This window comes from Paenibacillus sp. JSM ZJ436, assembly GCF_044383795.1.
In the GTDB taxonomy this organism is placed as follows: domain Bacteria; phylum Bacillota; class Bacilli; order Paenibacillales; family Paenibacillaceae; genus Paenibacillus_AQ; species Paenibacillus_AQ algicola.
Genome location: NZ_JBISEO010000006.1, coordinates 24,095 through 36,612, shown reverse-complemented (window position 1 = coordinate 36,612; position 12,518 = coordinate 24,095). Strand labels below are relative to the sequence as shown.

Below are 12,518 nucleotides of genomic sequence, written 5' to 3'. Positions count from 1 at the left end.
CACTTCTGTGCTGTAATGACGTGAAAGGAGGGAAATCCATATGTTGAAAGTCGGTTTTATCGGGGCAGGAAGCATGGGCAGTCTATTAATTACCTCCCTCATCCGCTATGGAGCCCTTCAGCCGGAGCAGGTCTATATCAGCACTCGTACACCGGAGAGAGCCAAGCAGCTGCTGCTGCAATATCCAGAAATCCGGCTGTGTGAACGAAATAGTGACCTCGCCTCGCAGGTCCAGCTTCTGTTTCTGTGTGTAAAGCCGGGGGAGTTCAAGACGGTGATTGATGACATCGCGGACGCCCTGGCCTCCGAGCACATGATCGTTTCCATTACAAGTCCGGTCCAAATTTCACATCTGGAGTCTGCACTGCCCTGCAAAATCGCCAAAATCATTCCCAGCCTGACGAATCAGACCGGCGGCGGTGCCACACTGTGCATGTATGGCTCCAGAATCAAAGAAAAAGACAGGCTGCTTTTGGAAAGCCTCCTGTCTTGTATTAGCAGGCCCATCCAGGTACTGGAATCGCACACAAGGATTACATCCGATTTTTCCAGCTGCGGGCCTGCTTTTTTAGGTTATTTTCTGGAAAAATGGATTACCGCCGCCATCGAGCTGACCGGAGCCGACCGTCCCTCTCTTAACCGCCTTGCTGGTGAGATGCTGCTAGGCACCGGCAAGCTGCTGACCGAGGAAGGCTTTACCCCGGAGCAGCTTCAAAAGCGGATCGCTGTCCCGGGAGGCATTACCGCCCAGGCGCTGTCCCTGTTCGAGGAGCGGCTGGATGGCCTCTTCCATGAGCTCATCACCACGACGCATGACAAGTATGAGGAAGAGCTGGAGAAGCTGGGTACGGTATTCGGCACCGCGCTTAACCGGCCACGATATTGACCAGCTTGCCCGGTACGGCAATCACCTTGCGTACACTCTTTCCTTCCAGCGCCTGCTTGACATTTGGAAGGGAGAGACTATGTTCTTTCATGGCGTCCTGATCCAAATCCTTGGATATTCTGGCACGATCCACGATTTTGCCATTCACTTGCACTACAATTTCTACTTCCGCATCTACCGTAAAGGCCTCATCATACTCCGGCCAAGGCTCGTAAGTGATCGTGCCGGCATATCCCAGACGGCTCCACAGCTCCTCTGCCAAATGCGGCGCCAGCGGAGACAGCAGCTTCACGAAGCCTTCCATCGCTTTACGGGGCAGCTCTTCCGTCTTGTAGCCTTCATTGATGAAGATCATCAGCTGGCTGACCGCGGTATTAAAGCGAAGATGCTCAAAGTCCTCGGTCACCTTCTTGACCGTCTTGTGCCAGCTCCGCTTGAACTCATCCGACCCTTCACCGTCCACCAGCTTGGTGCTCAGCTCGCCATTCTCTCCGACAAACAAGCGCCAGACACGGGAGAGAAAACGATGAATGCCTTCGGCGCCGTTCGTATTCCAAGGCTTCGTAGCCTCCAAGGGTCCCATGAACATCTCATATACACGCAGCGTGTCCGCTCCGTACTCGTTGACAATGTCATCAGGGTTGATGACGTTGCCGCGTGATTTGCTCATCTTCTCGTTGTTCGTGCCAAGAATCATACCTTGATTGACCAGCTTCTGGAACGGCTCCTTCGTGTCTACAACACCCAGATCATACAGCACCTTGTGCCAGAAACGGGCATACAGCAGGTGAAGCACTGCATGCTCTACCCCGCCGATGTACAAATCGACCGGCAGCCAGGCCTTCTGCTTCTCCTTGGAGCAAATTTCATCGTTGTTGTTCGGATCAATGTAGCGCAGGTAATACCAGCTGCTGCCTGCCCATTGTGGCATCGTATTGGTCTCCCGGCGGGCCTTCATGCCGCTCTCCGGGTCTACCGTCTCTACCCACTCCGTTACGTTAGCAAGCGGGGATTCTCCAGTGCCTGACGGCTTGATCTGATCGACGTCCGGCAGCAGCAGGGGCAGCTGGTCCTCCGGCACCGTCTTCATTGATCCGTCCTCCAGATGAAGAATCGGAATCGGCTCTCCCCAATACCGCTGACGGCTGAACAGCCAGTCGCGAAGACGATAAGTAATCTTCTTGCGTCCCTTTCCGTTCTCCTCCAGCCAGGCGGACATTTTTTCAATAGCATCTTCGTTCTGGAGCCCATTCAGGAACTCGGAATTAGTATGCTCACCCGCTCCGGTGTAAGCTTCTTCCTCCACGTTACCGCCCTTTACAACCTCGATAATATCCAGGCCAAATTTCTTCGCAAATTCCCAGTCACGGCTGTCATGACCCGGAACGGCCATAATGGCACCGGTGCCATAGCCTGCCAGCACATAATCTGCAATCCAGATCGGCAGGCGCGCCCCGTTCGCCGGATTCACAGCATAGGCGCCTGTAAACACACCGCTCTTGTCTTTGGCAAGGTCTGTCCGCTCCAGGTCGCTCTTGTGAGCCGCCTGCTCCTGATATTGCCGGACTGCTTCCTTCTGCGCTGCCGTTGTAATGTCCTCCACCATCTCATGCTCCGGAGCAACGACGCAGTAGCTGGCTCCAAACAAGGTGTCGGGACGGGTGGTGAATACAGTCAGCTGCCGGTCATGACCTTCGATATCAAACACGACCTCAGCACCTGTGGACTTACCGATCCAGTTACGCTGCATATCCTTAATGCTCTCGGACCAGTCCAGTTCCTCCAGATCCTCCAGCAGCCGCTCGGCGTAATCCGTAATCTTCAGAATCCACTGCCGCATCGGCTTGCGGATGACCGGATGTCCTCCCCGCTCGGACTTGCCATCAATGACCTCTTCGTTCGCCAATACTGTGCCGAGTTCAGGACACCAATTCACAGGCACCTCGGCTACATAAGCAAGGCCTCTCTTGTACAGCTGAATAAAGATCCACTGGGTCCATTTATAGTATTCCGGATCGGTGGTGCTAATCTCGCGGTCCCAATCGTAGGAGAAGCCGAGAGATTTGATCTGTCTGCGGAAATTGTTAATATTCGCAATTGTAAAATCACGCGGGTGCTTGCCTGTATCCATCGCATACTGCTCTGCAGGGAGGCCAAAAGCGTCCCAGCCCATGGGATGAAGCACATTATAACCGCGCATCCGCTTGAAGCGGGAAACGATGTCTGTTGCCGTGTATCCTTCCGGATGGCCTACGTGAAGCCCGGCGCCGGAAGGATAAGGGAACATATCCAGCGCATAAAACTTCGGCTTGCTGTCATCCTCTTCCGTCTTGAATGTCTTGTTCTGATCCCAGAACTCCTGCCATTTCGGCTCGATCGCCTGGGGCTGATAGCCATGGCCCGTCTGTTGATTGTCACTCATCTTTGCCAGCTCCTTCTCTACGTTCACACTAACCTGTGAGATCAAGGGATTGTAGCCAAAAAAACCTCTCGTCTCCAGCGTATAACGCTAGGGACGAGAGGTTGTTTCCCGTGGTACCACCCTAGTTAGTGTAAGGCATGCTTTGCCTTAGACTCACTTTGCACCTCTAACGCAGGTGAGACGACGATAATTATCGGCTAGCTTACGCCGAATAGTCACCGTTACTCCGAGGTGAGTTCACTTCTGCTGTCAACCGGCTTGCACCTGACGCCGGCTCTCTGAGTGACAGGGATGAAATGATAGTCCTCATCATCGCATTGCTTTTTTTAAATTGAATGTCGATATTATAACCGAATATTCCCTGCTAAGTCAATGTAGAAATGCGGCTGCTGCGATACTCTTCCGGGCTGGCGCCTACCATTTCCTTGAACATGCGGCTGAAATGGGCCAGATGGTTAAAGCCTGCCGCCCGTCCGGCCTCCGTGACGGTCATGTCCGGGTGCAGCCACAGCAGGATCTTGGCCTGGTTAATGCGCCGGCTGTACACATATTTCAATACCGTTGTCCCCGTAACCTCTTTAAAGATGGCAGACAGATACGGCTTGGAAAGGTGAACCGCCCGGGCGATCTCGTCCAAGGTAAGCGGTTCATCATAATGCTGCTCTACAAACGTGATCACATGCTGGACATGCCGCTCCTTCTCGGAGTGAGAAGCCTGCTCCACCACCGTTTCCGTACAGAGCTCGGCCACGAACAGAAGCAGCTCCGCAAGACGCAGTCCCTTCCGGTCTGCAGCCCACGCTCCTTCCAGACAGGAAAGACGCTGCATTTCCCTCAGCAGAACCTCGAATTCCTCCCGCTCTGCCCCTGCAAGTCTCAGCCGATAATTACTGAGCTGCTGAAACGGCCGCAATGCAGCAGAGGACAGCTCCTTGCTCAGCCACTGATCCAGAATGTCCGGTTCAAAATGTATGATGCTGCGGACATATTGATCTCCCTGCTCAAGGTGAGGACAATGCAGCGTCAGACCGTTCATGAGCAGCAGGTCACCTGGCTTCAGCGCATAGAACCGGTCCCCAATCAGATACGTGCAGGCTCCCGCATGAAAATAAAACATTTCATATTTAGTGTGAGAGTGGAATATACCGCTTGGAATGCGGCGATCGTTCATGTATGTAAATTCATAGGGCTGCCCCTGCCGGGCAGGCTCACCGTGAATCTGGAATCCCGCTTTCATAAAGCTTCTGCCCCTTTACGCACCATGGATTCCTTACATTATAAACGAAAGCGCTAAGGAATACGAACTGCCTGCTGCTGGGCGATGACACAGAGCTCCCCGGCTTTAAGCGCATGCTCCTGCGTCATCGCCTTCTCCGTGCGCTCCAGGCAATCCAGAATCAGCTCCCCGAAAAAAGGATACCCGACCTTGCCACTCAGCTCCAGATGATGCTCTCCGATTCCATTGACAAGATAGAGGTGATCGCCTTGGGGACTGCGGGCAATGTCAATATATTTACGCAGCTCAATATACCCTTCGGTCCCGAGAATGATCGTTCTGCCATCTCCCCAGGTACCCAGCCCGTTTGGCGTAAACCAGTCTACCCGGAAATAGTTCGTTGCGCCGTTGTCTCCGATGAGGGTTGCATCCCCGAAATCCTCCAGCTCCGGATATCCCGGGTGTCCATAATTCGCCACCTTGCTGCTGACAACCTCTGCATTCTTGCAGCCGGCAAAGAACAGAAACTGCTCGATCTGATGGGAGCCAATATCGCATAAAATGCCGCCATATTGTGCCCGCTTGAAGAACCAGTCCGGACGGTTTCCTGCATCCAGCCGGTGCGGTCCTGTCCCCATGACTTGAATGACCCGCCCGATGGCGCCGTCCTGAATGAGATGGCCTGCATGAATTGCACTTTCTACATGCAGCCGCTCACTGTAGTAGACCATATATTTTCGTCCGGTCTCCGCCGCCTTGATTCTTGCCGCTTCCACCTGCTCCAGGGAGGTGAACGGCGTTTTGTCCGTAAAGTAGTCCTTTCCGTGGGACATTACCTGCAGGCCAAGCTCACAGCGAAGGGATGGAATCGCTGCCGCTGCAACCAGCTGCACCTCCTTGTCCTGCAGGATTTCCATCGCAGAGGACGCCACCGACACCTGAGGATACTCCTTGCAAAAGGCCTCTACCTTGGCAGGATCGGGATCATACACCCATTTCAGTACAGCGCCGGCTTCGACAAGACCGTTACACATCCCATAAATATGCCCGTGATCCAGCGACATGGCTCCAAATACGAATTCACCCGGCTTTACCACCGGCTTGGGCTTGCCCGAAGGGGCATAGTTCATCCCATTGCTCCGATCCATACTTCATCCTCCTTTATTTGCTCTATCCATCATCAGGATCTAAAGCTTCTGAACTAGATGAAAGAGTTGGACATATCTACCTCTGGTCCGGTGTCCCGCACCGTCTTCTCGTAGGTGGAGTGCTGAATACGCTCCTGCAGCTTCTCTAAATAAAGCTCCTCGTCCAGCGGCAGCTCCACCCAATCATCCAGCCACGTAGACAAATGCATCGCATTTGAGAGCGTCAAGCCCTTAATTCCTTCTTCTCCCGGTGCAATTAATGGTGCATTGCTGTTAATAGCGTCGCTGAAATTTTGCAAAATCCCTTCATGCTGAGAGTTGCTGCCCGTAATCGGCACCTCACACTTCCAGCTTTCCGGCTGACCGAATTTGCCTTTAAAATCCCGGTTAAACTCCGGCTCACTAACCCGCAGCCTCCAGAAACTCAGCTTCTCATCCTCAATGACGATTTTGCCGCGCGTTCCGGTCACCTCCAGCCGGTTCGTCCCCGGCGCTTCCCCCGTCGTTGTGATGAACACCGCTGTGGCACCATTCTCATATTCAGCGTATGCCGTCACATCATCCTCCACCTCGATGTTACGGTATTTACCGAATGAGCAAAAAGCCCGGACTCGTACAGGCATCATCCCCGTAACCCATTGCCACAGGTCCAGCTGATGCGGAGATTGGTTCACCAGCACACCGCCGCCTTCCCCTGCCCAGGTTGCGCGCCAGCCTCCGGAATCATAGTAGCTTTGAGAGCGATACCATGAGGTAACAATATAATTGATGCGCCGAACCTCTCCAAGCTCGCCGGATTGAATCATCTCCCGCAGCTTTTGATACAGTGGATTACAGCGCTGATTGTACATAATGGAGAATACTTTCCCGCTCTTGGCCGCCGCTTCATTCATTTCCCGCACCTGCTTCGTATACACACCGGCCGGCTTTTCAATCAGCACATGCAGGCCATGCTTGAACGCTGCCATCGCTTCCTGCGGATGACCGTAATGCGGGGTCGCAATGACCACGGCATCCACTTCGCCGGAGGACATCATAGCCTCGGCATCACTCCAGATCGTAACCTCTGGCGGCAGCTCTGCCCGCGCCATCTCTTGCTTAGCCGGCTGAAGATCACAGATCGCTGCCAGGCAAGCTCCTTTGATCTTTCCTTCCGCCAGGGAGCGGGCGTGGTTATATCCCATTCCCAATCCGATCACGCCTATTCTTACCTTTTCCATATGCTTCCCCTCCATATTTAATCTTAGCGCGCCCATTCTTTCATGAGTGTAACAAATGATTGCAGCATATCCTTCGAGCCGAGCACACCGCTAAAGTCTTCTACGCCAAAATATCCCTCATAGCCGACCGCCTTCAGATCTGCAAGCACCTGCGGCCAGGACGCAACGCCCTCCGCCAGCGGCGCCCATTCCGGTCTCCATTCTGTACGGCCATCCGCTGCTTGCTCACTCACAAGCCATGCATTCTTGACATGGACATGTGCAAGATAAGGGCCGAGCAGCTCCAGGCCCATTCGGTAGTTCTCATATCCCTCGTGCACCATGTTGCCAGGATCGTACAGCACGCCGATATGCTTGGAGTCAAACCGGGAGACCAGACGATGTGCCAGCGATGCGCTCGGAGCAATCGTCTTCTGGTGCGTCTCTACAAGGGCCTTCACCCCGTATTCTGCAGCCAGCTCCTCGACCTGAGCCAGATACGCAACGCCTTGTTCAAAAAGTGTGTTGTAATTGGTGCTTCGGTCATATCCCGGCACCCCGGCGCGGATGAAGGAAGCGCCAAGCAGCTTTGCTGCCTGCATGACCTTGCGTGTGCTTTCTATGTCACCACATTTTAAATAGGGAACGACGGCAAGGGATTGGATCTGCTGCTCCTCGGCGGCCCGCTTGAATCTGAGCCAGTCCTCCTGCCCCCCCTCCGGGTCCATTGAGCACCGGTTATGCTTCCAGAAAGAGGGCTGCTCATGCTTCGCCTCTGGTGGAATGCCCTTGAATCTCCATTCTATGCCGTGGATTCCAGCTTCCTTCGCCGCAGCGGCCAGCTCCTCCGGCGTCAGATCTGGAACGGATACTGTAAATACTGAAAACTTCATATTGATAACTCCTCCCGGGAATAAATTCTTAGGTTGTGTTTGTGTCCTGGACTGTAATCGCTTACGATACCTTACGGCTACAGTCTACCACAGCACCTGAGACGCTTCCTACAGATTACAGAGAGTACCTTAATCTCAGTCAAACAGAGCAGACAATTCGGGATTTACAGGCAAACGGGAAGGGTCTCTTTGTCCGGAAAGCCGCCGTGGTCTGACAAGATGAGAGAATGCAAAAAAAAAAAAGCTGTTCCCCTCAGGATTTCACAATCCGCGGGAAACAGCTCCTTTATTTTACAGCGACATAAAATAATCTTCGGGCGTCCTCTGTCGCTTCCACCCATTCAAAATCCGCGTAGCATTTCACGTCGCGGAAGCCGGCCTTCGTCAGCTCCACCTTCATCCATTCCGGGTCGTACCCCCGCTGAATGTGGGTTTCCTCAAAGCGCCGGTATATGGTGACGTCATTCTCATCTCTTGCAAAAATCGATAGATGATGCTCAATCTCACACCGGGGTGCGTCGAGCTCACAGGTCCAGATGTAGGATACGTCCGGCTCATCCAGCACAAAGGGCTGCTCTTCATCGTACCGGATCAAGGTCAGCGGGTGGTGAACATCAAATAGAAACGTTCCGCCCTCCTTTAATCCGCTGTATGTACGGGCAAACGCAGCCTGAATATCCTCTTCCTCCAGCAGGTAGTTCAAGCAATCGCAAAAGGAGATGACGGAATCCACCGGCTCCGGCAGTTCCCACTCCCGCATATCCTGCTGAACCCAGCGGACACTGCCATCCCGGTACAGCCGGCTTCCGTTCGGTGTTTCCTCCAGCTTCCGCCGGGCGATCGAGAGCATGTCTGCTGAAAGATCAATCCCGGTCACCTCAAAGCCGGATTTCACAAGCGGGATCGTAATGGTGCCCGTTCCGCAGCCCAGCTCTGCCACGCTCTTCGGCATGCCATGCTTCTCCCAGGCTGTCCGGGCGAATCGCAGCCACTGCGGATAGGGCATATCCTCCATCAATTGATCATAGACATAGGCAAACTTGCGGTATGACAACATGCTGACACCACTTTCCTAACGCTTATCGTGATTCGGGTCATCTCCGGCCGGGGCGTCTTCCCGCGTTGCAAGATAGGTCCAGCTTTCCTTCTGCGTAATCAGGCCGTCCTTCATCAGCTTGCCCAGGGCACGCTTGAAGGCGGATTTACTGATGCCGAAGCGCTGCTTGATAATGTCCGGCGGAGTAGCATCCGAGTAAGGCATTGCGCCGCCCGGGCGCTCCTTCAGGAAAGCAAGAAGGCGATCCGCATCATCGGTTCGTCCCACTTCCTTACGCGGCACCATCGACAGGTTGACCCGTCCGTCCTCGCGGATATGGCTGACACGGACCTTGACCTCTTCTCCAAGACGCAGCAATCGCGTACGCTCCGAGGAATGAACCATGCCAATTGCCCCGAAGCCAAGCACGCCTCCGTCGATGATGACGAAGGTGCCCATTTGCAGCGGCTTGTACACACGGGCATTGAACCACTCGTTCAGCCAGGAGTCAGGCGCATGAAACGCCAGCGGGGCCAGCTCCTGTTCTCCGGCAAGCCTTGCTCTGAGACGTCCCTGCTTGTCGTGCTCCATCATGACATACACATGGTCCCCGATCTGCGGATGCAGCTCCTTCAGCTCCGGCAGCTCACGGATGGGCAGCAGCAACTGTCTTCCGAGCCCCATTTCGAGGAAGCAGCCCAGACGTGGATGCACGTCTGCCACCATCAGCAGCGCGGTTTCACCGAGCGTCAGATAAGGCTTTTTCATCGTAGCCGCAATCCGGTCCTCGGTATCGAAGAAAATAAACACTTCCACCGTGTCGCCCGGCTTGATTTCAGACGTCAGCTCCGAATAATGAAGCAGCACATCCCGGTCGCCGCCATCCAGAAAAAATCCGTACGGTGACACCTCCCGGGATACTTCGAGCTTCGTCATTGTTCCGGCAATCAGACTCATACGTTCTCCACCACTTTAGCGTCTGACCAAAGGCGCTCGATGTTGTAATATTCGCGCTCGTCCCGGTGGAAGATGTGAACCACAACATCCCCCAGGTCCATCAGGACCCAGCGTGCTGCATCCATGCCCTCCAGTTTGACAGGAACGCCGGCATCATGGACTCTTTTGCGGATTTCCGTCGCAATGGCCTGCACCTGGGTGTCTGAGTTTCCGTGGCAGATCACAAAATAATCAGCAACCAGCGAGATGCCTTTCAGATCCAGCGCGACAAGATTCATCGCTTTTTTATCCTCTGCGGCCGCAACGGCCATATTTAACAATTCATTCGGTGTTATGGTCATGAATTCCCCTCCATTATTGGCATTTGCTTCATTAAATCATTTCGGGCCTGTACGGTCAGCACGTAAATGGCTTTATTCTTCTCTACCAAGTGGCTGATCGTCGTGCCCAGTCCGGCGGCAAGCGCCTCTTCCAGGCTATGGTTGGCCAGTTTGCGTAATTTATTCACTCCCGGAAAATCCCTTCCGGGCTCGATATAGTCAGCCAGACAAACCACTTTCTCCAGCAGGCTCATGCCCTCACGCCCGGAGGTGTGATAGCGGATCGCATCCAGAATGTCCAGATCCTCAATTCCATATTCCTGCTGCGCTACAAACGCACCGACCTCGGCGTGCCATAGCTGCTTATCCTCCTGCAGCAGGCCGGGATTCAGATGATTCTCTCTCAGCACCTGCTCCAGCCGATCTGTGGGCCAATATTTGGCAACATCATGCAAAATGGAGGCAAGCTCGGCTTTCACCGGGTCTGCGCCGTACTGCTCTGCCAGCTTGACCGCTGTTTCCATGACGCCGAGGGTGTGCTGCCAGCGCTTTGCAGGCATTTGAGACGACACCGCTTCCATTAGCCGCTCCCGGTTATACACGATAGATCCCGCTCCTTGTAATATAATCATAGACCGGTTCAGGCACCATATAACGTATGGATTTCCCGGCCGCCATTCTTTCACGAATGACCGTGGACGATATGTCCATCATGGGCATGTCGCAGAGATGGACACGCTGGCTAAGGAATTCAGGAAGCAGGTCCAGCTCCAGCCTGGATCCGGGACGGTTGACACCAATAAAACTCAGCAGGCCGGACAGCTCTTCAATACGATGCCATTTCGGGAGATAGTTAACCATATCGGCTCCGATAATGAAATACAGCTCACTGTCGGGCTGCTGCTGCTTGAGCGCGGAGATCGTATCGATGGTGTAGGACACTCCTTCACGCCGAATTTCAAGATCCAGGGCCTTGAAATCCGGATGAGAGGAAATGGCCAGACAGGTCATTTCATATCTCATCTCTGCCGTCACTCCGGCCAGCACCTTATGCGGCGGCGTATGGCTCGGCATAAACCACACCTCGTCCAGTCCATAGGCCTCTCTGGCGGACTCTGCCGCCATCAGATGACCCATGTGAATGGGATCAAATGTCCCTCCCATGATCCCTGCCTTCATCGGCTTCGCCTCCTCTTATTGTAGGGTCAAGGAAGCTCGATGGTCTTATGGTCCTTGGATTCCTTGTACAGCACAATCGTTTTGCCAATAACCTGTACGATGTCTGCACCGGTTCCTTCGGCAAGCTCCGCTGCGATATCACGCGGCTCCTCCATGCAGTTATTCAGCACCGACACCTTTAGCAGCTCTCTCTTCTCGATCGCTTCGTTGATGTGACGGATCAAGTGCTCATTGCTGCCTCCCTTGCCTACCTGAAATACCGGATCCAAATGGTGGGCGAGTGCCCGTAAATGTCTTTTTTGCTTTCCAGTCAACATGCTATCTCATTACTCCCTTATCCATTTCAAATGTGATGCTATTCTTGGCTGCTGCCAGCTCTCAGAAGCTGCCCAGTACAGCCTGCCTCATAACTTCTACCGGTGCGGGCAACCCCGTCCAGTACTCCAGAGCATACGCCCCCTGATAAACAAACATCCCGAGCCCGCTGTGGACCTTACAGCCCCTGGCTTCACTGACTTCCAGCAGCTTCGTCTTCAGCGGATTGTAGATGAGGTCGCTGACCACGATTCTTTCTGGAATCCAGTCGGCACGAATCGGCAGCTCATCTACATGGGGATGCATTCCGACAGAGGTCGTGTTGATGATGACTTCTGCAGAAGCCATCACTGGCTCCGCCTCTGCTTCTCCGTACCCTTGGGCCGCGCTGCCAAGCCCGGCATCCTCAGCCAGCTGCACCGCTCTTGAAGCCGTGCGGTTGATGATAGATATCCGGGCCGGCAATTCCAGAGAGAGCGCATGGACGATACCCCGCGCAGCTCCGCCCGCCCCCAATACGACGACATGCTTGCCGCTGAGGTGTGGAACAGCCTCTTCCTTCAGGGATCTCACATACCCGATACCATCGGTATTGTAGCCCTTCAGGCGGCCCTGATCATTCACGATGGTGTTGACCGCTCCGATCATTCTTGCGCTCTCATCAATCTCATCCAAGTACTTCATGACCTCAACCTTGTGCGGAATCGTCACATTTACTCCGCGAAAGCCGAGCGTCCGGATCGCCTCCATGGTCTGCTGCAGCTGCTCCGGCTTCACATGAAGCGGCACATAGTGACCCGCTGTCCCCAATGCCTCTAAGGCTGCATTATGCATCGCCGGCGACTTGGAATGGGCGATCGGATCCCCCAATACCCCCAGCAGTAAAGCCCCGCTGTATTGTTCCAGCTGTTCGCTCCCCGTCATTTCCCTTCTCCCCATTTCGTTAG

General features: G+C 54.2%; 13 protein-coding genes and 1 other annotated feature. Of the genes, 1 reads left to right on the top strand and 12 read right to left on the bottom strand.

Annotation, left to right across the window (positions count from 1 at the left end):
- Window positions 1-43 precede the first annotated feature (43 nt).
- A complete protein-coding gene (gene comER, locus ACH6EH_RS09670) occupies window positions 44-886 on the top strand; it encodes a late competence protein ComER (protein ID WP_138227675.1) in 843 nt (280 codons plus the stop codon).
- Here the strand turns inward: comER and leuS are convergent.
- From leuS to aroE, 12 genes are all read right to left on the bottom strand, one after another.
- Complete coding sequence (gene leuS, locus ACH6EH_RS09665) at window positions 867-3,308, bottom strand: leucine--tRNA ligase (RefSeq protein ID WP_397332165.1); 2,442 nt, start codon at window positions 3,306-3,308, stop codon at window positions 867-869. The genes comER and leuS overlap by 20 nt on opposite strands.
- 86 nt (window positions 3,309-3,394) lie before the next feature.
- Window positions 3,395-3,630 (bottom strand) — a binding site (T-box leader).
- A 42-nt stretch (window positions 3,631-3,672) separates the two neighbouring features.
- Window positions 3,673-4,545 (bottom strand): helix-turn-helix transcriptional regulator, encoded by an 873-nt coding sequence (locus ACH6EH_RS09660; protein ID WP_397332164.1) that lies wholly within the window; start codon window positions 4,543-4,545, stop codon window positions 3,673-3,675.
- Window positions 4,546-4,598: 53 nt separating this feature from the next.
- On the bottom strand, window positions 4,599-5,672 hold the full coding sequence (locus ACH6EH_RS09655) for a Gfo/Idh/MocA family protein (RefSeq protein WP_397332163.1): 1,074 nt from the start codon (window positions 5,670-5,672) through the stop codon (window positions 4,599-4,601).
- Window positions 5,673-5,725: 53 nt separating this feature from the next.
- Window positions 5,726-6,892 (bottom strand): Gfo/Idh/MocA family protein, encoded by a 1,167-nt coding sequence (locus tag ACH6EH_RS09650; protein WP_397332162.1) that lies wholly within the window; start codon window positions 6,890-6,892, stop codon window positions 5,726-5,728.
- A 23-nt stretch (window positions 6,893-6,915) separates the two neighbouring features.
- Window positions 6,916-7,764, bottom strand: a complete 849-nt coding sequence (locus tag ACH6EH_RS09645; protein ID WP_397332161.1) for a sugar phosphate isomerase/epimerase family protein — start codon at window positions 7,762-7,764, stop codon at window positions 6,916-6,918.
- A 286-nt stretch (window positions 7,765-8,050) separates the two neighbouring features.
- Complete coding sequence (locus ACH6EH_RS09640) at window positions 8,051-8,821, bottom strand: class I SAM-dependent DNA methyltransferase (RefSeq protein WP_208202941.1); 771 nt, start codon at window positions 8,819-8,821, stop codon at window positions 8,051-8,053.
- Between the two features lie 15 nt (window positions 8,822-8,836).
- Window positions 8,837-9,757, bottom strand: a complete 921-nt coding sequence (locus ACH6EH_RS09635; RefSeq protein WP_397332160.1) for a CvfB family protein — start codon at window positions 9,755-9,757, stop codon at window positions 8,837-8,839.
- On the bottom strand, window positions 9,754-10,098 hold the full coding sequence (rsfS, locus tag ACH6EH_RS09630; RefSeq protein ID WP_208202943.1) for a ribosome silencing factor: 345 nt from the start codon (window positions 10,096-10,098) through the stop codon (window positions 9,754-9,756). The genes ACH6EH_RS09635 and rsfS overlap by 4 nt, the downstream gene beginning before the upstream one ends.
- Complete coding sequence (gene yqeK, locus ACH6EH_RS09625; RefSeq protein WP_397332159.1) at window positions 10,095-10,709, bottom strand: bis(5'-nucleosyl)-tetraphosphatase (symmetrical) YqeK; 615 nt, start codon at window positions 10,707-10,709, stop codon at window positions 10,095-10,097. The genes rsfS and yqeK overlap by 4 nt, the downstream gene beginning before the upstream one ends.
- Window positions 10,672-11,256, bottom strand: a complete 585-nt coding sequence (gene nadD, locus ACH6EH_RS09620; RefSeq protein WP_397332158.1) for a nicotinate-nucleotide adenylyltransferase — start codon at window positions 11,254-11,256, stop codon at window positions 10,672-10,674. Before nadD ends, yqeK begins: the two co-directional genes overlap by 38 nt.
- 26 nt (window positions 11,257-11,282) lie before the next feature.
- Window positions 11,283-11,573: a ribosome assembly RNA-binding protein YhbY gene (gene yhbY / locus ACH6EH_RS09615; protein WP_397332157.1), complete on the bottom strand. Its 291-nt coding sequence runs from the start codon at window positions 11,571-11,573 to the stop codon at window positions 11,283-11,285.
- Between the two features lie 61 nt (window positions 11,574-11,634).
- On the bottom strand, window positions 11,635-12,495 hold the full coding sequence (gene aroE / locus ACH6EH_RS09610) for a shikimate dehydrogenase (RefSeq protein WP_397332156.1): 861 nt from the start codon (window positions 12,493-12,495) through the stop codon (window positions 11,635-11,637).
- Window positions 12,496-12,518 lie beyond the last annotated feature (23 nt).